The sequence below is a fragment of the Herbiconiux moechotypicola genome (assembly GCF_024979255.1).
In the GTDB taxonomy this organism is placed as follows: Bacteria; Actinomycetota; Actinomycetes; order Actinomycetales; family Microbacteriaceae; genus Herbiconiux; species Herbiconiux moechotypicola.
Genome location: NZ_JANLCN010000003.1, coordinates 42,776 through 69,002 on the forward strand (window position 1 = coordinate 42,776; position 26,227 = coordinate 69,002).

Genomic DNA, 26,227 nt, shown 5'->3' on the forward strand with positions numbered 1-26,227 from the left:
CTCCTCTCGCAGAGCGGTGATCATGACAGGTCGGCGCCGTTCGACGCGATGACCTTCTGGTACCAGAAGAACGAGTCCTTGCGGCGGCGCTCCATTGTCCCATTGCCGAGGTCGTCCATGTCGACGTGGATGAAGCCGTAGCGCTTGGAGATCTGCGAGGTGGAGGCGCTGATGAAGTCGATCGGCGCCCAGCTGGTGTAGCCGAGCAGCTCCACGCCCTCGTCGACCGCCGTGATCATCTCGGCGAAGTGGGCGCGGAAGTAGTCGATGCGGTACGGGTCGTGGATCGAGCCGTCCTCCTCGACCGTGTCGCGCATCCCGAGCCCGTTCTCCACGATGAACAGCGGCTTGCCGTAGCGGTCGTAGAGGTCGATGAGCGAGATGCGCAGGCCCACGGGGTCGATCTGCCAGCCCCACTCGCTCGAGGGCAGGTAGGGGTTCTTCACGCCCAGGATGGTGTTGCCCGGCGTACGCTCCGCATCCGGGTTCACCGACTCGGTCATCGACATGTAGTAGCTGAACGAGATGAAGTCGACCGGATGCGCGGCGAGCAGCTCGGCGTCGCCCGGCTCGAACGGGATGGTGACGCCCTGGCGCTCGAGCAGGTTGAGCGCGAGACGGGGGTAGGCGCCGCCGGCCTGCACGTCGGTGCAGAGGTAGAGCAGCCGCTCCTTCTCCTGCGTGGCCGCGACGTCGTCGGGATGACAGGTGTTGGGGTAGGTCGTGAGCATGGTGAGCATGCAGCCCAGCTGCGACTCGGGGAACCGCTCCTTGAGCAGCTGCGTCGCGCGCGCCGAGGCCACGAACTGGTGATGCAGCGCGGTGTAGCAGGCCTGCAGCAGTCCGCTCTCGCCGTTCGCGAGCGGCGGCACGGTCTCCTCGATGATGCCGCCCGAGGTGAAGGGGTGGCGCACGATGCCGTCGATCTCGTTGAAGCTCAGCCAGTAGGTGATGAGGTGGCCGAAGCGGTCGAAGCAGGTGGTGACGAAACGTTCGAACAGGGGCAGGATGCTGCGGTCGGCCCAGCCGTTGTTCTTGAGCGCGAGGTGCAGCGGCGGGTCGTAGTGGGCGAGCGTCACCAGAGGCTCGATGCCGAGGCGGCGCATCTCGGTGAACAGCGCGAGGTAGTAGGCGACGCCCTCCGCGTTCGGCTCGAGCTCCTCGCCGGTGGGGTAGAGACGGGTCCACGAGATCGACACCCGCAGCACGCCGAAGCCCATCTCGGCGAACAGCGCGAGGTCTTCGGGGTAGCGGTGGTAGAAGTCGATGCCGCGCCGCTTCGGGTAGTAGGTGAGCTCGTCGGGGTCGGCCAGGGCCTCCTGGATGCTCGCCACGGTGTTCACGTGGTGGATCGCGTACTGCTTGGGGTCGGCGTTCGGCTTGTAGGTGTTGACGTCGGTGACGGCCGGGCCGCGGCCGCCCTCCTTCCAAGCGCCTTCGGACTGGTTGGCGGCGAGGGCGCCGCCCCAGAGGAACGAGTCAGGCAGCGCCATGGGCGAGCTCCTTCGTGGTGGTGCGGGCGAGCGGGGCGCTCGCGACGATCTCCCCGGCAGCGAGCGCCTCGACGGCGAAGCGGTCGGAGTTGGTGACGATGACGGGGGTGGTGGTGTCGTAGCCGGCCTCACGGATGGCGTCGAGGTCGGCCTCGACGAGCAGCTGAACGGCCTCGACCCGGTCGCCCTGGGCGACGTGGGCGGTGAACGGTGCGCCGTCGAGCTTGACCGTGTCGATGCCCACGTGGATGAGCACCTCCACGCCGTCGTCGGAGGTGACGCCGATGGCGTGCTTCGAGTCGAGCAGCGAGGTGACGGTGCCCGCGAAGGGTGCCCGCACGCCGCCCGCCGTCGGCACGATGGCGACGCCGTCGCCCAGGATGCCGCCCGAGAACACGGGGTCGGCGACCTCGGCGAGCGGGATGACCGAGCCCGAGAGGGGCGCGAGCACCGTGCTGGTGCCGGCGGCGGCCGCAGCGGCCGGGGTGGTCGCCGGGGTCGGCTCGGCCGAGACGGTGTCGCTCTCCCCCTCGGCCAGCGCCAGCTCGCGCTCGGCCCGCACGGTGGGCGAGGTCGAGTCCTTCCACACCACGAGGGTGATGACGAACGACACCGCGAGGGCGATGACGGCGCCGATGGCGGCGTTGACGATGTTCATGGGGTTCAGGGCGTCGACGAACATGGTGAAGCTCGCAAGCCCAGGGCCGACGAGCGCGAACGCCGACACCACGGTCAGACCGAGGTAGGCGCCGCCGGCGAACGCTCCGGCCATCACCGAGAGCAGCACCTTGCGGTTCTGCAGCGTGACACCGTAGATGGCGGGCTCGGTGATGCCGAACAGCGCCGAGATGCCGGCGGGGATGGCGGTGGCGCGCAACCGGATGCTGCGGGTGCGCAGGGCCACGGCGAACATGGCTCCCGCCTCGCCGAGGTTGTGGCCGAGCGAGGCGACCAGGTAGAAGCTGTCCTTGCCGGTGGCCGCCATGGTGGCGAGGGTCGGCGGGATGAACGCCTTGTGCATGCCGACCGAGATGATGAGCGGCAGCAGCGCGGCGAGGATGGCCACGGCCACCCAGCCGAGGGTGTTGTAGAGGCCGATCATCGCGCCGGTGAGGAGCGATCCCAGCCAGAAGCCCAGCGGGCCGAGCACGAGCATGAGCAGCGGCGCCACGATGAGGTAGCACATGAACGGCACGAAGAACACGCGGATGGGCCCGGGAGAGATCTTCGTGAAGAACCTCTCGAGCGGCCAGAGGGCGAGCACCGCGAGGATCGACGGGAACACCTGCGAGTTGTAGTTCACCGCCTGCACCTGCAGCCCGAACAGAGCTGCACCGCCGTCCTGGTTCACGAGGGTGGAGAAGTTCGCGAACAGCAGGAACGCCACGACTCCGAGGGCGAGGGGCCGGTTGACGTTGAGCTTCTTCGCCGCCGTGTAGGCCACGAGGATGGGCAGGAACGCGAACACCGCGTCGGGGATGACCGAGAGCAGCTGGTAGCTCGTGGAGTCGGTGGGCAGCCAGCCGAGTGCGCCCGCACCCACGAGGAGCGACTTGAAGATGCCGGCGCCGGCGATGGCGGGCACGATCGGGGTGAACACGCTCACGATGAAGTCCATCACGGCGCTGCCGAAGCGCTTCCACGAGAAACCGCGCCGCGCATCCGCACCGCCGCCGGCCGAGCCGCCCGCCGCGCCGGTGCCGCCCACGCCCGAGCCGCCCGCGGCGGGGACGCCCTTGCGCTGCTTCTCGACGGCGTTGTAGACGCTCACCACGTCGTTGCCGATCACCACCTGCGTCTGCGAGCCGCTGCGCACCGCCGTGATGACCCCGGGGAGCGCCTTCAGCGCGTCGAGGTCGGCCTTCGCGTCGTCGGCGAGCGTGAAGCGCAGTCGCGTGCTGCAGTGGGTGAGCCCCGCGATGTTGGCGGGGCCGCCCACGCCGTCGAGGATGGCCCTCGCGTCGTCGTCTCGTGTCATGGTGGGTCCTCCCTTGGATCCGTGCGGGCACAAAAAAAGGACCCGAAGGCGCCGCGAGTGCGATGCGTTCGGATCCTGCCTGCCTGACCAGTTACATGTCCTGCCGAGGACCCTAACACACGAATCCGGGTGCCCCGCACTGTGCTAGAGATGGTGGCCATGACTTCTCACGACGACGGTCCGAGGCTCCGCTGGGGTGTGCTCGGAGCCGGCAAGATCGCCGCGGTGTTCGTGGCGGATGCGCTCTCGGCCGGCATCGACGTGGCCGCGGTGGGCGCCCGTGACGGCTCCAGGGCGGCCGCGTTCGCGGAGCGCTTCGGCATCCGCTCGACCTTCGGATCGTACGAGGAGCTCTGCGCCTCGCCCGAGGTGGACGTGATCTACGTGGCCACCCCGCAGGCCTTCCACGCCGAGCAGGCGCTGCTGGCGATCGCGGCCGGCAAGCACGTGCTGGTCGAGAAGGCGTTCACCACCGACGCGGCGTCGACCCGCCGCGTGCTCGAGGCGGCCAGGGCCGCCGGGGTGGTCGTGCTCGAGGCGATGTGGACGAGGTTCACGCCGACGATGCGCGAGGTGCGAACGCGGGTGGAGCGCGGCGATCTCGGTGCCCTCCGGGCGGTGCGGACGGCGCACCACCAGAAGCTCGACCTCTCCCCCACCGGCCGTCACGGCGACCCCGCACTCGCGGGCGGTGCGCTGCTCGACCTGGGCGTCTACGCCTTCGCCCTCGCGATCGACCTGCTCGGCGAGCCGGCCGAGGTGATCGCCCGCGGACGCCTCGACGGCGCCGGGGTCGACCTCGCGCTGTCGGTGCTGCTCGACTACCCGTCGCTCGGCGCCCAGGCGTCGCTGCAGGTGTCGATGGCGGGCCCCGGCCCCAACGACGCGACCATCCTCGGCGACGGCGGATGGATCCACCTCGACGCCCCCTACTTCACCTGGACGCCGTTCCAGCGCTACGACGCGTCACGCCCCAGCCGCCTCGTCGAGGAGTGGACTCCGACCGACTGCGGTGCTGAGGGGAGCCCATATTCCTCTCGCGGAATGCAGTTCCAGGCACTCGAACTCGAACGGTGCGTCGCCGCCGGCCTGCTCGAGAGCCCCCTCATGCCGCACACCCACACCCTCTCCGTGATGGCGGCCATGGACGCCGCCCGGGCCCAGCTCCGCTGAGCTCGGCACGCGCGTCGATCCTGCCTCAGACGAAGCTCACGCTGAGCGTCGCGGCGCCCATCTCCGGCACATTGCGTGGCGTCGCCGTGAAGGTGTAGGTGCCCGCACCGGCGGGGCGGAAAGGGCCGGGCTGAGGGGTGACGGTGATCGGCGCGCTCGACTGGCCCGCGAGGATCGAGGCCGTCCACTGGAAATCGATGAAGGTGGTGCTCCCCCCGGCGTAGGCCCAGGGTGCGGGCGCCTGATAGGTCGGCGCGATGGTGTTCGTCGTCGCGCCCGTGAATCGCACGATCACGTCGGCGTCGATGTCGGTGGAGTTCGGGTTGTAGATGGCGAGGTCGCTCGTCGTGTAGGGCGCTGAGCTCTACTGGTTCGGGATCGAGGCCGGCGTGAACACCAGCACCAGCGGCACCGGCCCCGTGCTCGCCGAAGCGCTCGGCGCCGCCACCGCGACAGCCACCACCGGCAGTGCCCACGCGCCCGCGGCGAGCACGCTCCGCCGCTCGATCTCCCCCGTCATGCGACGATGATGACAGAACACCCGCGGCCGGCAGAGTCCCCTCTTCGAGGGCCCGGGTGCGGCTCAGCGGCCGAGCCAGCCGCCGTCGACGGGGAGCACCGTGCCGGTGACGTAGGCGGCCGCGTCGCTGGCGAGGAACACGGCGGCGCCGGCGATGTCGGCGGGGCGGCCCCAGCGGCCGATCGGGATGCGCTCCAGGATCTGGCGTGATCGCACCGGGTCGGCGATCAAGCCCTCCGTCACCGCCGTGTCGATGTAGCCGGGCGCGATGGCGTTGACCGTCACGCCCCGCCCCGACCACTCGTTCGAGAGCGCCTTCGTGAGTCCCGACAGCCCCGACTTCGCGGCGGCGTAGCCCACCACGTTCAGGCCGCCCTGAAAGCTCAGCATCGAGGCGGTGAACAGGATGCGGCCGTGAGCGCGATCGAGCATGCCCTCTCCCAGCGCCCTGGCGAGCAGGAACTGCGCCGAGAGGTTGACCTCGAGCACCTCGTCCCAGTCGTCGTCGCTCTGCTCGAGCGCGGGCCGGCGCCGGAAGGCGCCCGCGTTGCCGAAGAACACGTCGATCGGGGTGGCGCCGTCGCGGGTGAGCTCCGCGCCGAGCCGCTCCGTGGCGGTGCGGTCGGCGAGATCGCAGGCGTAGGAGGTGAACGAGCGCCCGGCCGCCGTGACGGCCGCCTCGAGCTGGAAGTGGTCGGCGGTGCGGCTCACCGCCACGATGTCGGCCCCGGCCTCGGCGAGCGCGCTCGCGACCGCCAGCCCGATGCCGCGGCGGGCGCCGGTGACCAGGGCGGTGCGGCCGGTGAGGTCGAACACCGACGACGAGAACGCCGCCATCATCGGCGCACCGCCGCTTCGCGCGCCGAGGCCCTGGCCATCACGTCGAAGAACGTCTCCGCCACCAGCCCGGCGAACTCCTCGTCGTTGATGGCGAGCGGCGAGGTGCGGAACCCGACCCCGGCCGGGACCGCCACCTCGAGGCTGCGGGCGAGCGCCGCATCCGCCGCCGCGTCGGCGATCGGGCCGCCCGGCACGCCGATGAGCGACAGTCCGCCGAGTGGCACGATCACCTCGGTGGGCGCCGTCGCCCCGGCGAGGCGTGCGGAGACGAGGCGCCCGAGCTCGGCCATCTCGGGTTCGGTGAGCCGCACGAGCGTCGCCACCGGGTTGTGCTTGTAGAGCGCCCGGTCGCGGTAGACGGCCGGCACCGTGTCGAGCGGACCCTGGTTGAAGAAGTCGCCCGCACCGGGCACCACGACGAGCGGCACCCCCGCCTGCGCCGCCACGGTCAGTCGCTCGGGCCCGGTGGCGTGGATGCCGTCGAACAGGGTGTTCGCAAGCTCCGAGAGCGTGAGGTCGATGACCCCCGCGAGCATGCCCTCCCGCACCAGGTCCTCCATGGCCGGGCCGCCGACGCCGTTGGCGTGGAAGATGATCGGCTCGTACCCGCGCTCCTCGAGCATCCGGCACAGCACCATGGCGCCGGGCGTGGTCTGCCCGAGCATGGTCACGCCCACCGAGGGCCGGTCGCTCGCGGGCGGGCGCCCTGCCCAGAGCACCATGCCCGCCATCGCCGCGACGGCGTTGTCGAACACGCTGCGCGAGAGCGAGTTGATGCCCAGGATGTCGACGACCGAGTGCATCACGAGCACATCGCTCGAGCCCATGAACGGCCCGAACTCGCGCCGGCCCGAGGCGCTCGGCGACACGATGAGCTTCGGCGCCCCCACGGGCAGCGCCTGCATCGCCGCCGCGCCGAGCAGCCCGCCCTCCGCCCCGCCGAGGCACATCACCCCCACGATGCGCCCGTCGTCGTAGAGGGTGCGCACGAGCCGCACGAGCCCCTCCTGCATGAGCTCGACCGCGGTACCGCGGCTGCCGGACTGCTGCACCTGCTCGAGCGTGTGGCCCGAGGCGGCCGCCACCTCGGAGCGCGTCACGTCGGCGCGCAGGGTGGGTGTGCCGAGGATGCCCGAGTCGATCACGATCGGCATGATGCCCGACTCGCGCAACCGCTCGGCCACGTAGCCGATCTCGGCGCTCTTGGTGTCGAGGGTGCCGATGAGGGCGATGGTACGCGAGTTCATGGGTGCCGTCCTTCCGGCCGGGGCGAGCGCGCGAGGCTCTCCGCGCGCGCCAGCAGCGGGGTCGCCACCTCGATCGGGTAGCCCGCCGCCCGGTAGCGCTCCACCACGCTGGTGGGCAGGTTGTCGTCGGTGATGACCGCCGCCAGCTCGTCGCGGTGCGCGGTGGTGACGAAGGCACCGGTGTCGAACTTCGTGGAGTCCACGAGCGCCACCAGCCGGTCGGAGCGCGGGATGAGCGCCTTGGTCACCTCGGCCACCTCGCGCTGGGTGGTCATGAGACCGCCCTTCTCGTGGATGCCCGCCGCCGACACGAACGCGGTGTTGAGCGACACCCCTTCGAGGAACTCGGCCGTCCAGCGGCCTGTGAGCGCCCGGAGCGACTGGTCGAGTTCGCCGGGGGTCACCACCACGTGGATGTACGGGGCGTGCAGCTGGAAGGCGATCGCGGGCGAGTTGGTCACCAGGGTGAGACCGCGGCTGGGCTCGAGCTCGAGTCGTTTCGCGAGCGCGAGGGCCGTGGTGGAGGAGTCGAGGAAGATCGTGGAGCCGTCGGAGATCTCGAGCATGGCGCGCTCGGCGATCGCCATCTTCTCCCTGGCCGCCTCGGCGCGCCGCAGACGGTACTCGTTCTGGATCTCGTGCCGCCCCACCACCGAGCTGCGCGCCCCGCCCCGCACCCGCTCCACGTCGGCCGTCACGACGAGGAAGTCGAGGTCGCGGTGGATGGTGACGGGCGACACGCCGTAGCTCTGGCTGAGGTCGCGCAGGCGCACGAAGCCCTCGCGCTCGATGCGCTCGCGGATCTCCTCACGGCGCTCCGACGTCTCCATGGCAGGCATCCTAGATCCTCGTCCCGGCCCAGAATCCGGACTGGGTGGCCTGGTAGAGCCGGCCGCCCTTCACCCGGGCGCCCACCTCGACCACCTCGACCGAGCCGGGGAGGCCGGCGAGCCACTCGAGGCCGGCCACCGGTTCGGGGTCGGCGACCCAGTCGGGGGCCCAGAGGGTCGTCGTGGAGGCCTCGACTGCGGCCGCACCGGCGTCCGCCACGATGCGCACGCCCGCCCTCTCGAGCAACTGCACGGTGTGCGCCGCCAGGATCGGGTTCATGTCGTAGCCCGCCGCGCGCTCACCGGTCACCACGGTCACCTGAGCACCCTGCTGGGCGGCATAGGCGGCTGCGTTGAGGGCGATCTCGTTCGCCCCCTGCACCAACACCTCACCCGAGAGAGGGCTCCCGGTGCGCATGACCTCGACGGCGTCGAGCGCCCCCGGCTCACCGGCGGCCGAGACCCGCGCCCCCGTCGCGACGACCACCACATCGGCGTCGACGAGGGCGGGGTGGTCGGCTCCGAGGGCGGCGCCCGTGTGCACGCGCACCCCCACGTGCTCGAGCTCGCGCTCGAAGTAGGTGACGTAGGCCTCCATCTCGCGCTTCTTGTAGTCGGCGGCCGAGGCGGTGAGCACCTGGCCGCCGATGCGGTCTCGCGCCTCGAACAGCTGCACGTCGTGGCCGCGCAGCGCGGCGGCCCGCGCCGCCTCGGCCCCGGCCGGCCCGCCGCCGATCACCACCACGCGCTTGCGCGTCGCGCCGAACTGGGGCCTCAGCAGGGCGTTGGCCTCGCGCTCGTAGCCGAGTTCGGGGTTCATGACGCAGTGCAGCCGCCAGCCTCCGAAGAGGAAGGTGCCCACGCACTCGTTGCAGCCGATGCAGCGGCGCGCCCGGTCGGACTCGCCGTTCTTGACCTTGAGGATGAGCTTCGCATCCGTGAGCTGAGTGCGGCCCATCGCCACGAAGTCCATCTCGCCGGCGGCCACCGAGTCGGCGGCGGCGTCGAGGATCCAGCCGAGCCGGCTGATGCCGACCACCGGCTTGCCGACGATCGCCTTCACCCGCGCGGCCAGCGGCAGCAGCTCGCCGGGCTCGCGACCCTGCATCATGAAGATGGAGTCCATGCTCTCGTAGGTGGCGGCGGTGACGTTGAAGACGTCGACGTAGGGCTCGATGAGCGTGCAGAACGCCAGGCCGTCGTCGGCCTCCATGCCGCCCTCCACCCGCTCTTCGAGGCTGATGCGGTAGCTGAGCGGGAAGTCGGGGCCGATCTCCTCGCGCACGGCCCGCACCACCTCGAGCGGGAAGCGGGCCCGGTTCTCGAACGATCCGCCGTACTCGTCGGTGCGGTGGTTGGCCTGCGGCGAGAGGAACTGGGTGAGCAGGTAGCCGTGCGAGCCGTGGATCTCGATCATGTCGAACCCGGCCATCACCGAGCGCCGCGCGGCGTCGCGGAACTGCTGCACCACCTCCGCGATCTGCTCGTGCGTCATCGCGTGGGGCTCGTCACCGATGGCGGTCGAAGTGATGGCCGACGGGGCGAGCGCGCCCACGCCGCCCTCGGTGTTGGCCGTGGAGCACTGCCGGCCGGCGTGGTGCAGTTGCGTGGCGATCATCGCGCCCTCGCGGTGCACCGCCTCGGTGAGGTCGCTCAGGCCGGCCACGAACAGGTCGTCGTCGATGCGCACCGGGTTGCCCGCCGCGCGGCCCCTGGCCCAGTCGACCGCGGTGTTCTCGAGGATGATCATGGCCGCGCCGCCCTTGGCGCGCTCCACCAGGTAGTCGGTGAGCTTGTCGGAGACCTCGCCGAACTCCGACGAGAACTTGGAGTGCATCGGCGACTGGATGAACCTGTTCTTGAGGGTGAGGCGGCCGATGCGCGCGGGCGTGTAGAGCACCTCGAGCGAGCTGCCGTCGCCACCGCCCGGCCCGCCGAGCACACCCCGCGTGCCGGTGCTGCGATCCCGATCGATCAACGTCATGATCGTCTCCTTCACTCCGCCGGAACGGCGGTCCACTCGCGGGATTCGGCCGACTCCATCACGGCCTCCTCGACGAGGGTCGACTTGAGGCCCTCACGGAAGGTGGTCTGCGGCCGCTCGGTCTCGCCGGCGACGGCGTGCACGAAGTCGGCCAGCTGGATGACCTTGGTGTCGGCGTAGCCGATCTGGTAGCCGGCGATGGGCCAGAACCAGTCGCCCGAGGGATGCGGCGGGCCCGTGTAGATGGTGCGGAAGCCCTGCCGGTCGGCGGCATCCGACCCGTCGTAGAAGCGCAGTTCGCTGAGGTGCTCCCAGTCGAAGGAGAGCGACCCGGTGGAGCCGATCACCTCGAAGCCCGCGCCGGTCTTGTGGCCGGCGGCCGACCACGAGCACTCGATGTAGCCTGAGGCGCCGCTGGCGAAGTTCACCAGGAAGGAGGTGGCGTCGTCGACGTCGACGTCGCCCTCTCCCGAGCCGTCGAGCAGCTGGCGCTTCGCCACGAACTGCTGTTGCACACCCTGCACCTCGGTGATCTCGCCCGCCAGGAAGCGGGCGAAGTCGATGGCGTGGCTGCCCAGGTCGCCGAGCGCGCCCGAGCCCGCCTGCTCCTTCTTGAAGCGCCACACGAGCGGGGTCGACGGGTCGTTGAAGAACTCGCCCAGCCAGAACGCCTTCACGTGGCGCACCTCGCCGATGGCGCCCTCGTCGATGAGCTTCTTCGCCAGCTGCACCGCCGGTGCGAGTCGCCAGTTGAAGCCCACCTGGTTCACCACGCCCGCCGCATCCGCCGCATCCGCCATCTCGCGCGCCTTCGCCGAGGTGAGCGCGAGCGGCTTCTCGCAGATGACGTGCTTGCCGGCCGCCACGGCCGCCATCACCACGTCGTAGTGCAGCACGTTCGGCACCAGGATGTCGACCACGTCGATCTCGGGGTCTTCGACCGCCGCGCGCCAGTCGGTGGAGGCGCGGTTGTAGCCGAACCGCTTCTGGCTCTCGGCGGCGAGCTCGTCGTTGATCTCGACGATGAGCTCGCGCACCGGGTAGAGCGGGGTGGGCCAGACGTACATCGGGTAGGAGGCGAGGGCGATCGAGTGCGCCTTGCCCATGAAACCGCCGCCGATCACGGCGAACTTCAGATCACGCATGGTTCTGTGTCTCCTTCGTCACATCACACGGTCGATGAACTCGCGGAGGTGCACCGTGACGGGCACCTTCTCGAGCTCGAGGATGCCGCGGGCGACGTGCTCGCTCAGGCGGCGGAAGGCTTCGTGCCCCTTCTCGGCGGTCGCCCGCATCGGGTTGCCGATGATGCCGTTCTCCACGAACTCGTGGTGGTCCATCGGGAACGAGAAGTACTGGTAGCCCTCGAACTCGGCGTCGGGCATGCCGTCGTCCTTCGAGAACGACTTCGGCAGGAACTCGGGGATGTGCGCCCGGGTGTCGACGGCGCGCTCCATGCGTACCAGGTCGGCGTTCCAGGCGAGGTCCTGCGAGGTCTCGAGCTCGGAGGAGTGCCAGCCCGGGGTCTCCTCGGGCGGGTTCTCCATGAGGCCCTTGAGGATGCCCTCGTAGCGCTCCATGTAGGGCTTCACGAACGAGATGAGCGCGCCGGTCTCGTAGCGCAGCTGCCGCAGCACCGGGTCGACGACCTTGATGTTCGAGCCGTGCCCGTTGATGAAGATGATGCGGTTGAAGCCGTGGTGGATGAGGCTGCGGGCCACGTCGTGCATCATCGCGAGCAGGGTGGAGCTGCGGAGCGTGATGGTGCCGCGGCCCTCGCCGGCGCCGTACATGTGCTGCGGCGAGTAGCCCGCCCAGATCGGCGGGGTGTGCAGCACGCCGATCTCCTCGGAGATGCGCTCCGAGATCTCGACCGCGGTGATGGTGTCGGTGGCCAGCGGCAGGTGGGGGCCGTGCTGCTCTGTGGAGGCCATCGGCACGAGCACCGTGTCCTTGGTGGTGAGGTACTCGCGGATGTCGACGTAGGACAGGTGCGAGAGGTTCCAGGAGCGGAACTTGGCGCGGAAGTCGTCGTCGCCCTCGGTGAGCCGGTTGATGACCCGGGCGGGGTTGGGGTTCGTCATGGGTGCTGCACTGCCTTTCGTGTGGTCTAGACGCGGCCGATGGAGGGCGGGCCGAAGCCGAGTTTTCCGGGGTTCATGATGCCGTCGGGGTCCCAGGCGGCTTTGAGGCCCTTCATCAGCTCGAATCCGGTGCCGTACTGGGTGCGCATGAAGCGGCCGAGCTTGAGGCCCACGCCGTGGTGCTCGTTGATGGTGCCGCCGTTCGCGATGGAGGCCTCCACGCCCACGTCCCACAGCCGGTCGTGCAGGGCGATGGCCTCCGCGGGGTCGGCCGGGGGCTCGTCGATGTAGAAGCGGTCGTAGATCATGGCGCCCCAGGGGAACCAGTGCGAGAAGTGGGCGGTGTAGCGGGCGCCCACGTCGCCGAACTGCGACTCGATCGCCTCCTTCTTGGCCCGGTAGATGCGCGGGATGTCGCGGAAGCGCGCGACCGTGTCGAAGGTGCCGTACATGAGAGGCGGCTGGGGCAGCTTGCCCTTGGCGTAGGGCTCGTATTTGCCCTCCCACCAGATGCGGCCCACGTCGGGCCCGAGCGAGGTGCCGCCGGCCGACTCCGCCACCGCGGTGATGGCCGCCGTCTCGTAGTCGACGAGCGCCTGGTCGCCGTCGCACATGACGACCATGAGGTTGCCGGTGAACGGCGTGCCCACCCAGTCCTTGAGCTTCACGCTGTCGGCGGTGTCGTAGAGCCGGATGACGCTCGGCCGGAGCCTCGACGTCATGATGCGGCGGCCCGCCTCCACCCCCGCGAAGACGTCGGGGAAGCTGAACGAGAGAAAGGCGCGCGCCTCGGGGAGCGGGTCGAGCCGCATCGAGAGCTCGGTGATGACGCCGAGCGTGCCCTCCGATCCCACGAAGGTCTGCAACAGGTCGGGCCCGGAGGCGTGGCTCGGCACCGGCAGGGTCTTCACGGTGCGGCCCGGGGGCACCACCGCCTCCACCTGCAGCACCATGTCCTCGGCCTTGCCGTACTTGGTCGACACCACGCCCGATCCGCGGGCGGCGACGTAGCCGCCGAGCGTCGCCCCGAGGTGGTACGAGCCCGGGTAGTGCGCGAGCGTGAGGCCCTTCTCGTTGAGCGTCTGCTCGAGCACCGGACCTTCGAGGCCGGCCTGAGCCGTCACCACGAGGCTCTCCTCGTCGAGGTCGACGATCGCGTTCAGCCGGCCCAGGTCGAGCGAGATGCCGCCGTAGGGGGCGAAGGTGCCGCCCTGGGTGCCCGATCCGCCCCCGCGGGTGATGACCGGCACCTTGTAGTCGCTCGCGATCTGCACCACGCGCTCCACCTCGGCGGTGGAGCCCGGTCGCACCGCGAAGTCGGGTGCGGGCACCTCGAGCCCCTTGTACTGCAGGTACTTGCTCACCCACGACCAGTCGGCCGCCTGCTGCTGCAACTCCACGGGCTCGCGGCTGACGTGCTCGGCGCCGATCGCGGCGGCGAGCTCTCGCTCGATCTGACCGTGGAGGAATCCGGGGCCGCTGACCCCGTCTGGCCGGTTCTCGCCCATGCCGTCTCCTCCGCTCGTGAGCCGCGCGGAGGGTGGATCACCGGCTCCGTCGCGGGTAAGAAGATGCAATCACGAGCGCACGAATCTGTCGCGAAAATGAAAGAAACCCGCCGGAATCCGACGGGAATCTTTCACTGGACCATCACGACCGGTGCGGGTCGGGCTCGGTTCAACTGAGCCCGGAGGTGATGACGACCCGCGTGACGTCGGGCTCCTTGAGCGCCGCGTAGCCCTCGTTCACCCCGTCGAGCGCGATCTCGCGCGACATGAGGTCGTCGAGCTCGAAGCGACCCTGCAGGTAGAGGTCGGCGTAGAGCGGGATGTCGTGCTTGGGCGTGGTGGAGCCCATGTAGACGCCCTGGATGCGCTTCTGCGCGCCGATCAGACCGATGGTGAGCAGAGGCAGCGTGGCCGAGGGGTCGATGATGCCGATGAGGTAGAGGCCGCCGCCGGGACGGATCATGTCGAGCCCCGACTGCGTGACCGCGGGGATGCCCACGAAATCGAACGCCGCATCCGCACCGCGCCCCGTGATGGCCAGCACCTCGGCGACGGCGTCGGCCTTCGTGGAGTTGATGACGTGGGTGGCCCCGAAGCGCTTCGCCTTCTCGAGCTTGTCGTCGGCCACGTCGACCGCGATGATCGTGGTCGCGCCCGCCACGACGGCGCCGTTGATGGCGTTCAGGCCCACGCCGCCGGCGCCGATGATGACGACCGAGTCGCCCGCCTGCGTGTTCGCGGTGTTGATGACCGCACCCGCCCCGGTCACCACGCCGCAGCCCAGCAGGGCCGCCTGCGGGAACGGGATCGCGTCGTTCACCTTCACGAGCTGGTTCTCGTGGATGAGGGCCTGCTGGGCGAAGCCGCCCAGGCCGAACACCTGCTCGACCGGCTCGCCGCCCGCCGTCACGCGCGGCGCATCCGTCGCGTGCCGCAGGGTCTCCTCGGGGTGCTCGCACTGGAAGGTGCGACCGGTGAGACAGGCCTCGCACTTGCCGCAGGACTGCACCAGGCAGCCGACCACGTGGTCGCCCACGGCGAACTCGGTGACACCGGGGCCGACGGCGGCGACGACACCGGCGACCTCGTGCCCGAGCAGCATCGGCAGCGGGGTGCCCATGTCGTTGCGCGAGAAGGTGAGGTCGGTGTGGCAGAGCCCCGACGCCTTCACGTCGACGAGCACTTCGCGGCCGATCGGGGCGGCCAGCTCGACGTCTTCGGTGACGAAGCCGGCGCCGATCTCGCGCACCAGGGTGGCTTTCATGGGTGTTCCTCTCTTCGGGTCGGTTCAGCGCACTCCGCTGAACCACGGTGGCAGCAGGCGGGTCAGGTGGTCGACCAGCTCTGCGTCGGCGAGGTCGATCTCGCCGGTGATCCACGCGTCGAGCAGCCCGTAGGCCGCGCCCGCGATGTAACGGGCCGTCGCCGTCACCTCGAGACCGGTGGGCAGCCCTGGCTGCCGGCCCAGCGCATCCTCGATCTCGGCGGCCATGGCGCGCACGTCGGCGAGGTAGGCCTCCTTCGACACGGGCAGGGCCGCCACCGCGGCGTAGAGCGCGCGGTTGTCGGCGAAATGGGCGACGAGCCTCTGCTGCGAGCTGAGCATGGCCTCGGCCGACCCGTGCGGATCGGCGGCGTAGAGCTCGGCGATGGTGTGGAAGGCGGTGCGGCGCAGGCTCGCCGCGAGGTCGTCGAGCCCGGCGTAGTGGGAGTAGAAGCTCGCGCGGCTCACGCCCGCCGTGCGCACGATGGCCGACACCGAGAGCTCGTCTCCCGCCGCGACGAGCTCGTGCACGGCGGCGAGGATGCCCGCCCGCGTGCGCACCACCCGGGGGTCGGAGGAGCGGTCGAGGGTCGATCGGATGCTCTCGTTGCCACCCTGCTCGACCGCCACGCTGCGATGCTACGCCTGTTCTGGACAGCTGTCCAGAATCTTCGATTACGGACGAGTTGAGTCGTTCACAGTCAACTTTCGGGAATAGGGATGCGCGCCCTGCGTTGAACCTGAGCGTAAGGCACTCAAGTTTCAACCCAGGAGGTCTCGTGCCCGACAACTTCTCCCCCGACGGCACCCCCGAGGAGACCGGCGGCAACTCGTTCGACGAGTTCCTCGCCCGGTACCTCGAGGGTGAGCAGCGTGCGGCCAGGGCCGGGCGCTCGATCGACCTCAGCAAGCTGATCAGCCGGCGCACCCAGGAGTTGCTCGCCCAGTCGGGCAACTTCGCCATCGAGCACGGGCACTCCGAGCTCGACGCGCTGCACATCCTGCGCACCATCGCGCCGCAGCAGCCTGCGGCCGACGCCATCCGCCGCGTGGGCGCCGACCCGCGCGCCATCGCGGCCGCGGCCGAGCAGCGCCTGCCCGCCGCCTCCACCGATCGCGTCACCGCGCCCGCGCTCACCCAGAGCGCGCAGCGCACGCTGTTCCACGCCTACCAGGTCGCCCGTGCCTCGGGCTCGACCTACATCGACCCCGAGCACCTCTTCTTCGCCCTCGTCATCGCTCAGGACTCCCCCGCCGGCCAGGTGCTGGCGCAGGCCGGCGTGACCCCCGAGGCGCTGCAGGAGGGCATGCGGCAGAGCGTGGAGACCGGTGCGCCCGGCGCCTCCACCACCGGAGCCCCCGCGGCCGCCGGTGCCGTCGGCGAGCCCGGGGCATCCGACACCCCCACCCTCGACGCCTTCGGCACCGACCTCACCGCCCAGGCGCGCGAGGGCCGGCTCGACCCCGTGATCGGGCGGCTCGACGAGATCGAGCAGACCATCGAGATCCTCTCCCGCCGCACCAAGAACAACCCGGTGCTCGTGGGCGAGGCGGGCGTGGGCAAGACCGCGATCGTCGACGGCATCGCCCAGGCGATCGTCGACGGCGAGGTGCCCGAGCAGCTGCGCGACAAGCGCATCGTCTCGATTGACCTGCCGGCGATGCTGGCCGGCACCCGCTTCCGCGGCGACTTCGAGGAGCGCCTCACCAAGCTGATGGACGAGATCTCGGCGCACAAGGACTCGGTGATCGTCTTCATCGACGAGATCCACACCGTGGTCGGGGCCGGCGGCAACGGCGAGGGCGGCATGGACGCGGGCAACATCCTGAAGCCCCGCCTCGCCCGCGGCGAGCTGCACCTCGTGGGCGCCACGACGCTCAAGGAGTACCGCGGCATCGAGAAGGATCCGGCGCTCGAACGCCGCTTCCAGCCCGTGACCGTCGGCGAGCCCTCGCTCGGCGACGCCGTGCTCATCCTCCAGGGGCTCCGCCCCGCCTACGAGGAGCACCACGGCGTGAGCTACACGGATGCGGCCCTCACCGCGGCCGTGGAGCTGAGCGCCCGCTACGTGAGCGACCGCTTCCTGCCCGACAAGGCGATCGACCTGATCGACCAGGCCGGGGCGCGGCTGCGGCTCGCCCTCGGCAAGAAGGCCGAGCCCGTGGACATCTCGGCGCTGCAGAGCGACCTCGCGTCGCTCGAGGCCGCCAAGAATGCCGCCGTCACGGCGGAGCACTACGAGGAGGCCTCGCGCATCCGCGACGAGATCGAAGACGTGCAGCACCAGCTGGCCGAGGCCACCAGCGCCTCGCGTCGGGCGGCCGTCGTGGCCGCCGAGGCGGCACGGGATGCGGTGGTCGACGAGAAGGAGATCGCCGCGGTGGTCTCGCGCGCCACGGGCATCCCGGCCGGCCGCCTCGGCGAGGTCGACCGGACGCGCCTGGCGGTGCTCGAGCAGGAGCTGCACGACCGCGTGATCGGGCAGGACGACGCGGTGACCGTGGTCGCGCAGGCCGTACGGCGCAACCGCACGGGCATGGGCGACGCGCGCCGGCCGATCGGCTCGTTCCTCTTCCTCGGCCCCACCGGGGTCGGCAAGACCGAGCTGGCGAAGACCCTGGCGTCGAGCCTGTTCGGCGACGAGAAGGCCATGCTGCGCTTCGACATGTCGGAGTTCGGCGAGCGGCACACCGTGTCGCGGCTGGTCGGCGCCCCTCCCGGATACGTCGGCTACGACGAGGCCGGGCAGCTCACCGAGCGCGTGCGCCGCAACCCGTACTCGGTGGTGCTGTTCGACGAGATCGAGAAGGCCCACCCCGACGTGTTCAACCTGCTGCTGCAGGTGCTCGACGACGGGCGCCTCACCGACGGTCAGGGCCGCACGGTCGACTTCCGCAACACGGTGGTCATCATGACCTCGAACCTCGGGTCGGAGTTCCTGGCCTCGCGGTCGGGAGCCATGGGCTTCGTGGCCCACGCGGAGGGCGACACGACCGGCTTCGGCTCGGAGAAGGCGCTGCGCGACCGCGTGATGGGCAAGCTGCGCGAGGCGATGCGGCCCGAGTTCCTCAACCGCATCGACGAGATCGTGCTCTTCCGCAAGCTCGAGAAGGCGCAGCTGCGCTCGATCGTGACCTTGATGCTCGGCGCCACCCGCGCCCGGCTGGCGGTGCGGAAGATCGAGCTCGTGGTGACGGAGGCGGCGACCGACTGGATCGCCGACGCGGGCTACGAGCCCGAGTACGGCGCCCGGCCGCTCCGCCGCGTCATCCAGCGCAGCATCGACGACCGCATCGCCGACCTGCTGGTGTCGGGCGAGCTGACCGACGGCGGCACCGTCACCCTTGACGCCGCCGACGGCCGCCTGAGCGTCACCGCCGGCGCATCCAGCCCCACCGCCGCCGAGACCCCCCTGGCCTACGCCGCCTGACGCAGACCATTGGTCTCGACGACCACCCAGGATGAGCGGCCTGGTACCGGAGTGCCGGTACCGGGCCGCTTTTTCGCGACCGGGGGATGATTCGGGGCGCGTCGTGGTTGAGAAGGATGGAGTGATGAGGCGCACGGGGCGCCGGAGGAGGTTCGGGACCATGTCGGACGTGTGGGTCGTGCTGAACGGCGACGGAGACGGCGAGAGCGCGAGCAGCGCATCGCGGGAGCTGGTGGAGCTGCTGCTCGCCCAGCGGCACCAGGTGGCCGTCATCTCCCCCGACGTCGAGCCCTTCGCACTGCTGGTGAACCGCTACGCCGACGCGGTCGTGACGGCCGAGCTGCGCGAGCCCGACCTGCTCGCCCTCAACGAGGCGGTGTGGTCGATCGACGAGAACTTCGGGGCGGTCGATGTGATCGCGTTCGTCGGTCAGCCCGCCGACGCGGAGCGCGCCCGCCTGGCCACCGAGTTCTTCGCCGGCCGCTGGCCCGACGCCGACATCGTGGTGGCGCCCACACCTCTGCCGGCTGACTGCGGCCGCTGACCACAGGCGGCCGCAGTCAGCCGAGGGGCGAGCGCACCGTCTCCCGTCCCGACAGCGACCACTCGATCACGCGCACCTCGTGCACGTCGTCGACACCGCGCTCGGCGAGCCGCTCGGCCACGGCGACCGCGTTGGCACGCAGCCGCGCCGACATGCCCGACTGCACCTGCACGATCGGCACCACTGTCGGTGAGGCACCGGGCAACGGGGTCTCGGGCGGGAGCAGCCCCAGGGCCACCCGGGTGCGCACTGTCGCGGCGAGCGCCGCCACCGCATCCGGGTCGTGCTCGAGCCAGAGCCGCAGCATCCGCGCGTTCACGAGCGCGATGCCCGTCGACCACGGCACCTCGCTGGCCCGGCGCGGATGCACGTCGCCGATGAGCAGGTCGCCGGCCTCGTCGACGTAGAGCACGACCGCCTCCACCTTCATCGGGTGCGGGAACGCTTCGATCGGAGACGGGTCGAAAGCCTCCTCGATGTCGGCCTTCAGACCCGCGAACACCCGCTTGCGCAGCGCGTCGTCGCGGAACTGCGGGGCGAAGTCCTGCGCGATGCACCACCGCGTTCGCGTGCCCGGGTGGAACCGCGACGGTGCCATCGCGCCCATCGCCCCACGGCTCTCGGCCGCCCACGGCACCGCCTGGTCGAGGAAGAGTTCGAGCGCCTCATCCCACACCTCGCCGACGGGCCGCCAGCCCAGCCACGCCTCGTCGAAGCCGAACTCGCGCCGAAGGGCACGCAACGGATGCAGGCGCACGACACCCTGACGGAACTCCAGGTCGAGCAGCCGGTTGAGCCCCACGTGCAGCGTGGCGTGCTGCGAACCCGATACCCAGTCGCGCCGGAAGTGCAGGTCGACCGGGTAGTCGCTGAAGGCGTACTCCACGAGCGGCCGCAGCGTGCCGCCGGGCAGGAACGCCTCGAACACGAGCGGGTCGAGCCGGGAGTCGAAGCGGAAGGCGAGATCGGCCGGCGCGCTCATACGGCCCAAGTATAGGCAGGGGCGGGAGCGATTTTCGCAGGCCGATACGGCCGTGAAATCTGCCCGAAACACGCGCACCGCACCATGGAGGCAGCACTTGGTTTTCCTGGAGCCTCGCGCGGTGTTCGCCGCCGAGTCAGAACAGCAGATCGTGAAGTGCCTCGTTCCGTTCACCCATGACTGGAGGAGGCATTCGTGTCTTTCGCTGTTCCCACCATCGACATCACGCCCTACGTGCAGGGCGGCTCGGCCGACGAGAAGGCCGCCGTGGCGCGCGCCGTCGACGAGGCCTGCCGCACCGTCGGCTTCATGCAGGTCACCGGCCACGGCATCCCCGACGAGGTGATCGAGGGCCTCAAGGGCGCCATGGACGCGTTCTTCCTGCAGGAGCTCGACGCCAAGAAGGCCTACCAGACCCCGCCCGGCATCAACCGCGGCTATGCCCCGCCGAAGTCGGAGTCGCTCAGTCTCTCGCTCGGCGTGGAGTCGGCCTCGAAGATGAACGACTTCTTCGAGGCGTTCAACATCGGGCTCACCCGCGACCACTTCCCCGGCCACGACGTGGCCGAGGTGGAGTTCCAGGACAACGTGTGGCCCGACGTCGACGGCTTCGAGACGGATGTGACCACCTACTTCGACGAGGCCCGCCGCGTGGCGCGCACCCTGGCGGGCATCTTCCCCGACGCGCTCGGGCTGCCCTCGGACTACTTCGACGCCGGCCTGGTCACCGACACCGGCACCATGCGCATGAACAACTACGCCCTCGCGCCCGGCCAGCTCATCGAGCTCGACGGCGATCTGCGCGGCATGGGCGAGCACACCGACTTCGGTGTGGTGACGGTGCTCTGGGCCGACCAGGTGAAGGGCCTCCAGGTGCTCGGCTCCGACGGCGGCTGGTACGACGCCTCCCCCGCCGACGGCGCCCTGCTGGTGAACCTCGGCGACGTGATGGGTCGCTGGACCAACGACCAGTGGATGTCGACGCTGCACCGCGTGAAGCCGCCGATCGTCGACGGCCAGATCGAGCGCCGCCGCAGCGCCGCCTACTTCTTCTCAGCTGCGCCCGAGACCGTCATCGCGCCGATCCCCGAGATCCTGGCCGAGGGCGAGCATCCGCTCTACGACCCCATCACCGTCACCGAGCACACCCAGGCCAAGCTCGCGGGCTCCCGCGGCGGCAAGCGCAACGACACCGTGCCCGGCGACGCCGCGCGCGTGCTCAGCTCGCACTACTGATCCCCCTTCCCCCACCCCTCCCACAGCAAGGAGCACACCCATGCCCAGATTCACCCTCCCCCGCACGGCCGTGGCCGGCGGCGTCGCCGTCATCGCGGTCGCCGCCCTGGCCGGGTGCTCGGCGGGCTCCGGAGCCACTGAGCCCTCCGCATCCGCCGACCTCACCATCGGCTCGGTCGACCTCGCCGCCGCCGGGTGCCCCGCCACCGTGGTCATCCAGACCGACTGGAACCCCGAGGGCGAGCACGGCCACCTCTACGAGATGTTCGGCGACGACTACACGCTCGACGCCTCCACGAAGGCGGTGCGCGGGCCCCTGATGTCGCAGGGCGAGTACACCGGCGTCGACCTCGAGGTGCGCTCCGGCGGGCCGGCGATCGGCTTCCAGACGGTGTCGAGCCAGCTCTACCTCGACCCCGAGATCACCCTCGGCTACGTCTCGACCGACGAGGCCATCCAGCTCTCCGACCAGAACCCCACCGTCGCCGTGATGGCACCACTGGACAAGAGCCCGCAGGACATCATGTGGGACCCGGAGTCCTACCCCGGCGTCACCACCATCGCCGAGCTCGCCGAGGCGGGCGCGATGGTGCGCTACTACAGCGGTGCGGCCTACATGAGCTACCTCATCGGCGCGGGAATCATCCCCGAAGACCAGACCGACGGCAGCTTCGACGGCACGCCGGCGAACTTCGTGGCGTCGGGGGGCAAGGATGCGCAGCAGGGCTTCGCCTCGGCCGACCCCTACATCTACGAGAACGAGGTGCCCTCGTGGAACAAGCCCATCACCTACCAGCTCATCCATGACACCGGGTACCCCTACTACCAGGGCGCGCTCTCGGTGAAGGCCGACCAGCTGGAGTCGCTGTCGGGCTGCTTCGAGGCGCTCGTGCCGGTGCTGCAACAGGCCGAGGTGGACTACTTCGCCGACCCGGCCGCCGCGAACACCCTCATCGTCGACGCCGTCGAGGCGTTCGACACCGGGTGGGAGTACTCGGTGGGCGTGGCCGACTTCGCCCACGACACCATGCTCGAGGAGGGCCTCGCGTCGAACGGCGACGACGGCACGATCGGCGACATCGACGAGGAGCGGGTGCAGCGCATCATCGACATCACCACGCCCATCTTCACCGACGCGGGTACCCCGCCGGTGGACGGGCTCGTGGCGGGCGACCTGTTCACGAACGAGTTCCTCGACGAGAGCATCGGCCTGCAGTAGCGGACGCCGGCCGGCGGCCCGCGGTGGCCGGCGGCCCGCGGTGGCCGGGCGCCGGCGGCGTGCTCGATAGCCTGGAGGGCATGGATACCCTCTTCGCTGTTCTGCACGTCGTCGGCGCCGTCTTCATCGTGGGCCCGATGGCCATCCTCCCGATGACCGCGATGCGCGCGCTCCGCTCCGGTCAGCTCGCCCAGGTCGCGACGCTGGCGAAGTCGACCACGATCTTCACCTACCTCTCGCTCGTGGTGATCGTGCTCGGCTTCGGGCTCGTCGGCATGGCCGACCCGCGCTACGAGCTCTCGCTCACCACACCGTGGGTGCTGGCCTCGATCGTGCTCTCGCTCGCCGCTGTCGTGCTCAACCTCGCCCTCGTGGTGCCGGCCATGAAGCGCGCGGCCGCGGGCACCGCCTCCGGCACCGCGACAGACGCCGTCGCCTCGAGCACCGTCGCCGTGGCGGGTGCGCCCACCGCCTCCCCCGGCCGCTCCGGCTACGCCGTCATCAGCGCGGGGTCGGGCGTCGTCAGCCTCCTGCTCCTCGCCGTCGTCGTGCTGATGGTCTGGAAGCCCTGACCCCGGCTTCCTGTGCCGTCAGATGCGGGGTTGATCGGGGGCGGCTGCGAGGGTGCGGGAGGGGTCGCAGAGGCGCAGGATGATGATGATCAGGCCGGCGATGGGGAGCAGGAGCCAGAACAGCTGGGTCCAGCGGTTGCCGCCGTCGCGGAGGCGGCGCACGGCGACGGCGAGGCTCGGGAGAAGTACGGCGAGGCTCCAGAGGCCGCCGAGCACCGAGCCGACACCGGCGGCACCCACCACCATGAGCTGATCGAGCGTGCCCAGCCCCGCACTCACCAGCACGGTGAACAGGGTGAACCACCAGAACTCCGAGAGGCTGGCGGTGCCGTCGAAGCGGGCGTAGTTGCGGAATGCGACCACGATGGCCGTGCCGAAGTCGACCGGGCGGGCTGTCGGCGCGGGTGCGATGCCCGGGGCCTGTTGCGGGTACTGGCTGCTCACGGCACCGACTCTAGCCGAGCATCCAGCCCGCCGGCCCCCGCTCGATGGTGGTGACGCTGGCGTTCTCGAGCGCGAGCGTGTCGTAGCCGGCGATCTGCCGGTGCAGGTGCACGACGAGGGTGATGCCATGCCCCACCACGAGCACGTCGCCCGAGGGATGCGCGGCCTCGATGGCGGCGAAGCCCGCGGTGACACGGTCGAGGTAGTCGCGCGACGACTCCGCCCCCGGGAACACCGAGTCGCTGCCGTCGAGGATCCCGGCGAAGATGACCGCGGGGTCGCCGAGTTCGACGAGTTCCGAGACCGGAGCCGACTCGAGCTCACCGAAGTGCAGCTCGCGCAACCTCTCGTCGACGACGAGCCGCACTCCCGGATGGTGCACGAGGATCTCGCGCGCCGTCGCGACCGTGCGCCCCGACGACGAGCTGTACGCCGCGACGAACGGCACCTCGCGAAGGGCCTCGGCCGTCGCGCGCACCCCGACCAGACCCTCCGCCGTGAGCGCGGAGTCGTGCCAGCCCTGCAGCTTCTCCTCGGCGTTCAGCACCGTCTGCCCGTGGCGCACGAGGTGAATGCGGAGTGGGGGCGGCGGCGGCGCACCGTCGCGCTCGGCCAGGACGACGTCGTTCATCGCGACCATTATGACCGGTCGTCCCCGACGATCCGCTGCACGAGCGCTGCCTTCGGGTACTCTCCCGGCGGTCGTTCGTCGCCCACGGGGAACTCGAACAGGTCGACCAGCAGCATCAGCGGATAGTCGATCCGCTGATGCGACTCGTGCACGCACCGGCCGTCGATGGCGAACCGCACCCCCGTCGCATCCCACTCGGCGGCGTAGCGGTGCACACCGTCCGCGCTGTCGAAGGGCAGCGCCACGTCGGCCACATCGTCTCGGAGACCGGGGTCTTTCAGCGCCTTCACCCCGAGTCGGGCGGTGCCGCGGGCGTCGCCGAAGAGCTCGGCGACCGTGATCTCGCCCGACTCCCGCGGGTCGCCGGCCTCCACCCCCACCAGCCAGGCGGCGAGCATGCAGGTGGGGTCGGGGCTCGAACGCATCCACACGTCTACCCGCCCCGCGCCCGCGGGCGCCCAGAGGAGGCGCGTCGGCACCGCAGTGACCACGTCGAGCCCCTCGCGGTGCCGGTGCGTGCCGTGCCCGGAGCCGACCGGGCCCGAGAACGTGGCGGTCTGGATGCTCGACACGCGCATCCGCCCCTCGTCGGGCCGCCAGGCCGGCTGGTCGGCGTCGATGCGCAGCACGAGACCACCGCCGGGCGCGAGGTGGTAGCGCGCCCGCGAGCGATCGGGGGTGGACCAGTGCGGCAGATAGTGGTCGACCCAGAGGGCGCCGTCGAGCGCGCCCCCTTCGGAACCGCCTGTGCCGAACCGCTCGTCGAACACCCTCACGGCGCCCACGCTAGAGGACGCCGCCGACACTCACCACGACGACGGGCTCCCCGACCCCGACACCACGAACCACTCCGACATCGGGTCGACGGATGCGGGCGCGAGCGCGATCCACGCGTCGGCGAGCGCGGCGCACTCCACCGGGAGCGCCGTGCCGGAGCGGCTCGCCAGGTGCAGGGCGGTGGTGCAGCCCGCCAGGGTCCAGCGGTCGGCGGCCTCCGCCGAGGTGTCGAGAGCGCCGAGCGCCTCGGTGAGCAGTTCGCGCTCGACGTCGTCGCGCACCACGGAGGGGTCGATCTCCCAGTCGCGGTGGCGCGTCGTGAGATCGAGACCGTCGCGGAAGCTCGCGGCGCAATCGGGATCGCCCGCCAGCTCGGCACCGGCGCACCCGAACAGGCGCCACCCGCCCGACCAGTCGAGGTAGGTGTAGGCGAAGGCCCGGGCCGCACCGCGGGAGGCCGCTTCGGCCGCATCGGCGGCAGTGCCGGCGGCGGGCGTCGGAAAGCCGGGCGTCGAGGTGGCCTGGGCCGTCGGGGCGGCGTCGGCGACGCCGATCCAGTCGAACGGCACGGGCGCCACGCATCCACCGAGCACGGTGAGCACGGTCAGGCCGACGAGCGTCGCGACGCCGGCGCTTCGGGCGGCGCGGGTACGGCGGGGAGCGGTGGACACGAACCCGAAGCTACCGATCCACGAGGTCGACTCCTCGTGGTTCTCCCCCGCCGCAACGCTGCGGCAATGCGCCCGTCAGAGGCCTCGGTCGGCTTCCCGTTCCACGGGCGCGATCGCGGCCAGCGCCGCTCCGAGCTGGGGAGGCTCGGCCCCGCCGCGGGGCACCGCCCGCTCCCCCGCGGCGCGAGCGGGCACGGCGGTGACCGCCACGGCCGCGGGCGGAGATGCCTCGGTCTGCACGGGCGCGACTCGCACGGGCCGCACGGCCCCGGGGCGCGCGCCGGCCCCGGTCGCCACCAACGCCCATCCCTCGCCCGGCACGCGCGGCCGTCGCGGCCGCCGACTGCGCGCCAGCGACACGCCCGCCGCTGCCCCGCCCACCGCGGCCGGGATGGGCACCGAGAGCAGCACCATCCCCACGTCGGGCATGAGCGCCGCCGCCGTGACGATGCCCGCGACCACCACGAACAGGGCCGACGCGACCCCGATCATCCAGCCGGCCGTGCGCGGCCGCAGCGCGGGCGAACGAGCCCCCGCATACCAGCCGAGCACCGTGCCGGCGGCCGAGAACAGGGCGAGTGCGAGCGCGATCTGCAGGCTGGCCTGGGTGGTGACCGTCCAGGAGTGCGGGTCGAGCCGGGAGGAGGTGGTGAGCAGGAGCTGGGTGGCCAGTGCGCTCGCCACGAGGGTGGCGGTTCCGCTCATGGTCGCGAACCAGGGCAGGGAGTGCCGTTCAGACGCCGTCGTCATGCACCCGAGTATGCCACTGCCGGGCCACAGATGTCGGCAAGCTCTACGC

The 26,227-nt window shown here is 70.9% G+C and carries 25 protein-coding genes; 6 read left to right on the forward strand and 19 right to left on the reverse strand.

What is annotated here, in order from left to right; translation table 11 throughout:
• Positions 1-20: 20 nt before the first annotated feature.
• Both N1031_RS05275 and N1031_RS05280 read right to left on the reverse strand, forming a co-directional pair.
• Positions 21-1,493 carry a glycoside hydrolase family 1 protein gene (locus N1031_RS05275; protein WP_259478558.1) on the reverse strand — a complete coding sequence of 491 codons (1,473 nt, stop codon included), beginning with the start codon at positions 1,491-1,493 and terminating at the stop codon, positions 21-23.
• Positions 1,480-3,471 (reverse strand): beta-glucoside-specific PTS transporter subunit IIABC, encoded by a 1,992-nt coding sequence (locus N1031_RS05280; RefSeq protein WP_259478559.1) that lies wholly within the window; start codon positions 3,469-3,471, stop codon positions 1,480-1,482. Before N1031_RS05280 ends, N1031_RS05275 begins: the two co-directional genes overlap by 14 nt.
• A gap of 159 nt (positions 3,472-3,630) precedes the next feature.
• On the opposite strand from N1031_RS05280, the gene N1031_RS05285 reads away from it, so the two are divergent.
• Positions 3,631-4,644 (forward strand): Gfo/Idh/MocA family protein, encoded by a 1,014-nt coding sequence (locus tag N1031_RS05285; RefSeq protein ID WP_259478560.1) that lies wholly within the window; start codon positions 3,631-3,633, stop codon positions 4,642-4,644.
• A 25-nt stretch (positions 4,645-4,669) separates the two neighbouring features.
• On the opposite strand, the gene N1031_RS05290 is transcribed toward N1031_RS05285, so the two are convergent.
• The 11 genes from N1031_RS05290 to N1031_RS05340 form a co-directional block, all read right to left on the reverse strand.
• Positions 4,670-4,939, reverse strand: coding sequence for a hypothetical protein (locus N1031_RS05290; protein WP_259478561.1), 270 nt, complete (start codon positions 4,937-4,939; stop codon positions 4,670-4,672).
• 69 nt (positions 4,940-5,008) lie between these two features.
• Positions 5,009-5,164 (reverse strand): hypothetical protein, encoded by a 156-nt coding sequence (locus tag N1031_RS05295; protein ID WP_259478562.1) that lies wholly within the window; start codon positions 5,162-5,164, stop codon positions 5,009-5,011.
• 63 nt (positions 5,165-5,227) lie between these two features.
• Complete coding sequence (locus tag N1031_RS05300; RefSeq protein ID WP_310795665.1) at positions 5,228-6,004, reverse strand: SDR family oxidoreductase; 777 nt, start codon at positions 6,002-6,004, stop codon at positions 5,228-5,230.
• The gene (locus N1031_RS05305) at positions 6,001-7,251 is read right to left on the reverse strand and encodes a Tm-1-like ATP-binding domain-containing protein (protein ID WP_259478563.1); all 1,251 of its coding nucleotides are present in this window, start codon (positions 7,249-7,251) and stop codon (positions 6,001-6,003) included. The genes N1031_RS05300 and N1031_RS05305 overlap by 4 nt, the downstream gene beginning before the upstream one ends.
• Positions 7,248-8,081: a DeoR/GlpR family DNA-binding transcription regulator gene (locus tag N1031_RS05310; RefSeq protein WP_259478564.1), complete on the reverse strand. Its 834-nt coding sequence runs from the start codon at positions 8,079-8,081 to the stop codon at positions 7,248-7,250. The genes N1031_RS05305 and N1031_RS05310 overlap by 4 nt, the downstream gene beginning before the upstream one ends.
• A 10-nt stretch (positions 8,082-8,091) precedes the next feature.
• Positions 8,092-10,065: an oxidoreductase gene (locus N1031_RS05315; RefSeq protein ID WP_259478565.1), complete on the reverse strand. Its 1,974-nt coding sequence runs from the start codon at positions 10,063-10,065 to the stop codon at positions 8,092-8,094.
• An 11-nt stretch (positions 10,066-10,076) separates the two neighbouring features.
• On the reverse strand, positions 10,077-11,210 hold the full coding sequence (locus N1031_RS05320) for a Gfo/Idh/MocA family protein (RefSeq protein ID WP_259478566.1): 1,134 nt from the start codon (positions 11,208-11,210) through the stop codon (positions 10,077-10,079).
• Between the two features lie 18 nt (positions 11,211-11,228).
• Positions 11,229-12,149 carry a creatininase family protein gene (locus N1031_RS05325; protein WP_259478567.1) on the reverse strand — a complete coding sequence of 307 codons (921 nt, stop codon included), beginning with the start codon at positions 12,147-12,149 and terminating at the stop codon, positions 11,229-11,231.
• A gap of 26 nt (positions 12,150-12,175) precedes the next feature.
• Positions 12,176-13,657 carry an FAD-binding oxidoreductase gene (locus N1031_RS05330; protein WP_259478568.1) on the reverse strand — a complete coding sequence of 494 codons (1,482 nt, stop codon included), beginning with the start codon at positions 13,655-13,657 and terminating at the stop codon, positions 12,176-12,178.
• 169 nt (positions 13,658-13,826) lie between these two features.
• Positions 13,827-14,921 carry a zinc-binding dehydrogenase gene (locus N1031_RS05335; protein ID WP_259478569.1) on the reverse strand — a complete coding sequence of 365 codons (1,095 nt, stop codon included), beginning with the start codon at positions 14,919-14,921 and terminating at the stop codon, positions 13,827-13,829.
• 24 nt (positions 14,922-14,945) lie between these two features.
• Complete coding sequence (locus tag N1031_RS05340) at positions 14,946-15,551, reverse strand: TetR/AcrR family transcriptional regulator (RefSeq protein ID WP_259478570.1); 606 nt, start codon at positions 15,549-15,551, stop codon at positions 14,946-14,948.
• Positions 15,552-15,700: 149 nt separating this feature from the next.
• Here N1031_RS05340 and N1031_RS05345 point away from each other — a divergent pair, with 149 nt between their 5' ends.
• Positions 15,701-18,352 (forward strand): ATP-dependent Clp protease ATP-binding subunit, encoded by a 2,652-nt coding sequence (locus tag N1031_RS05345; RefSeq protein WP_259478571.1) that lies wholly within the window; start codon positions 15,701-15,703, stop codon positions 18,350-18,352.
• 160 nt (positions 18,353-18,512) lie between these two features.
• Positions 18,513-18,896 carry a hypothetical protein gene (locus N1031_RS05350; RefSeq protein ID WP_259478572.1) on the forward strand — a complete coding sequence of 128 codons (384 nt, stop codon included), beginning with the start codon at positions 18,513-18,515 and terminating at the stop codon, positions 18,894-18,896.
• Positions 18,897-18,912: 16 nt separating this feature from the next.
• On the opposite strand, the gene N1031_RS05355 is transcribed toward N1031_RS05350, so the two are convergent.
• Positions 18,913-19,878: a hypothetical protein gene (locus N1031_RS05355; protein WP_259478573.1), complete on the reverse strand. Its 966-nt coding sequence runs from the start codon at positions 19,876-19,878 to the stop codon at positions 18,913-18,915.
• 195 nt (positions 19,879-20,073) lie between these two features.
• Between N1031_RS05355 and N1031_RS05360 the strand changes: the two genes are divergently transcribed.
• The 3 genes from N1031_RS05360 to N1031_RS05370 all read left to right on the forward strand — a co-directional run bounded on the left by N1031_RS05360 (position 20,074) and on the right by N1031_RS05370 (position 22,905).
• Positions 20,074-21,114, forward strand: coding sequence for an isopenicillin N synthase family dioxygenase (locus N1031_RS05360; protein ID WP_259478574.1), 1,041 nt, complete (start codon positions 20,074-20,076; stop codon positions 21,112-21,114).
• 40 nt (positions 21,115-21,154) lie between these two features.
• Complete coding sequence (locus N1031_RS05365) at positions 21,155-22,333, forward strand: ABC transporter substrate-binding protein (protein ID WP_259478575.1); 1,179 nt, start codon at positions 21,155-21,157, stop codon at positions 22,331-22,333.
• An 80-nt stretch (positions 22,334-22,413) separates the two neighbouring features.
• On the forward strand, positions 22,414-22,905 hold the full coding sequence (locus tag N1031_RS05370; RefSeq protein ID WP_259478576.1) for a DUF2269 family protein: 492 nt from the start codon (positions 22,414-22,416) through the stop codon (positions 22,903-22,905).
• An 18-nt stretch (positions 22,906-22,923) separates the two neighbouring features.
• On the opposite strand, the gene N1031_RS05375 is transcribed toward N1031_RS05370, so the two are convergent.
• The 5 genes from N1031_RS05375 to N1031_RS05395 all read right to left on the reverse strand — a co-directional run bounded on the left by N1031_RS05375 (position 22,924) and on the right by N1031_RS05395 (position 26,178).
• Positions 22,924-23,349, reverse strand: coding sequence for a DUF805 domain-containing protein (locus N1031_RS05375; RefSeq protein WP_259478577.1), 426 nt, complete (start codon positions 23,347-23,349; stop codon positions 22,924-22,926).
• A gap of 10 nt (positions 23,350-23,359) precedes the next feature.
• Positions 23,360-23,980 (reverse strand): histidine phosphatase family protein, encoded by a 621-nt coding sequence (locus N1031_RS05380; RefSeq protein WP_259478578.1) that lies wholly within the window; start codon positions 23,978-23,980, stop codon positions 23,360-23,362.
• A gap of 8 nt (positions 23,981-23,988) precedes the next feature.
• Positions 23,989-24,756, reverse strand: coding sequence for a glycoside hydrolase family 16 protein (locus tag N1031_RS05385; RefSeq protein WP_259478579.1), 768 nt, complete (start codon positions 24,754-24,756; stop codon positions 23,989-23,991).
• A 30-nt stretch (positions 24,757-24,786) separates the two neighbouring features.
• Positions 24,787-25,428 carry a hypothetical protein gene (locus tag N1031_RS05390; RefSeq protein WP_259478580.1) on the reverse strand — a complete coding sequence of 214 codons (642 nt, stop codon included), beginning with the start codon at positions 25,426-25,428 and terminating at the stop codon, positions 24,787-24,789.
• Positions 25,429-25,503: 75 nt separating this feature from the next.
• Positions 25,504-26,178, reverse strand: a complete 675-nt coding sequence (locus N1031_RS05395) for a hypothetical protein (RefSeq protein WP_259478581.1) — start codon at positions 26,176-26,178, stop codon at positions 25,504-25,506.
• Between the last annotated feature and the right edge of the window lie 49 nt (positions 26,179-26,227).

What these genes read in the sequence shown, in the direction of transcription:
- N1031_RS05275 (WP_259478558.1), bottom strand. Translation starts at nt 1,493, where the DNA reads ATGGCGCTGCCTGACTCGTTCCTCTGGGGCGGCGCCCTCGCCGCCAAC.
- N1031_RS05280 (WP_259478559.1), bottom strand. Translation starts at nt 3,471, where the DNA reads ATGACACGAGACGACGACGCGAGGGCCATCCTCGACGGCGTGGGCGGC.
- N1031_RS05285 (WP_259478560.1), top strand. Translation starts at nt 3,631, where the DNA reads ATGACTTCTCACGACGACGGTCCGAGGCTCCGCTGGGGTGTGCTCGGA.
- N1031_RS05295 (WP_259478562.1), bottom strand. Translation starts at nt 5,164, where the DNA reads ATGACGGGGGAGATCGAGCGGCGGAGCGTGCTCGCCGCGGGCGCGTGG.
- N1031_RS05300 (WP_310795665.1), bottom strand. Translation starts at nt 6,004, where the DNA reads ATGATGGCGGCGTTCTCGTCGTCGGTGTTCGACCTCACCGGCCGCACC.
- N1031_RS05305 (WP_259478563.1), bottom strand. Translation starts at nt 7,251, where the DNA reads ATGAACTCGCGTACCATCGCCCTCATCGGCACCCTCGACACCAAGAGC.
- N1031_RS05310 (WP_259478564.1), bottom strand. Translation starts at nt 8,081, where the DNA reads ATGGAGACGTCGGAGCGCCGTGAGGAGATCCGCGAGCGCATCGAGCGC.
- N1031_RS05315 (WP_259478565.1), bottom strand. Translation starts at nt 10,065, where the DNA reads ATGACGTTGATCGATCGGGATCGCAGCACCGGCACGCGGGGTGTGCTC.
- N1031_RS05320 (WP_259478566.1), bottom strand. Translation starts at nt 11,210, where the DNA reads ATGCGTGATCTGAAGTTCGCCGTGATCGGCGGCGGTTTCATGGGCAAG.
- N1031_RS05325 (WP_259478567.1), bottom strand. Translation starts at nt 12,149, where the DNA reads ATGACGAACCCCAACCCCGCCCGGGTCATCAACCGGCTCACCGAGGGC.
- N1031_RS05330 (WP_259478568.1), bottom strand. Translation starts at nt 13,657, where the DNA reads ATGGGCGAGAACCGGCCAGACGGGGTCAGCGGCCCCGGATTCCTCCAC.
- N1031_RS05335 (WP_259478569.1), bottom strand. Translation starts at nt 14,921, where the DNA reads ATGAAAGCCACCCTGGTGCGCGAGATCGGCGCCGGCTTCGTCACCGAA.
- N1031_RS05350 (WP_259478572.1), top strand. Translation starts at nt 18,513, where the DNA reads ATGTCGGACGTGTGGGTCGTGCTGAACGGCGACGGAGACGGCGAGAGC.
- N1031_RS05355 (WP_259478573.1), bottom strand. Translation starts at nt 19,878, where the DNA reads ATGAGCGCGCCGGCCGATCTCGCCTTCCGCTTCGACTCCCGGCTCGAC.
- N1031_RS05365 (WP_259478575.1), top strand. Translation starts at nt 21,155, where the DNA reads ATGCCCAGATTCACCCTCCCCCGCACGGCCGTGGCCGGCGGCGTCGCC.
- N1031_RS05370 (WP_259478576.1), top strand. Translation starts at nt 22,414, where the DNA reads ATGGATACCCTCTTCGCTGTTCTGCACGTCGTCGGCGCCGTCTTCATC.
- N1031_RS05380 (WP_259478578.1), bottom strand. Translation starts at nt 23,980, where the DNA reads ATGAACGACGTCGTCCTGGCCGAGCGCGACGGTGCGCCGCCGCCGCCC.
- N1031_RS05395 (WP_259478581.1), bottom strand. Translation starts at nt 26,178, where the DNA reads ATGACGACGGCGTCTGAACGGCACTCCCTGCCCTGGTTCGCGACCATG.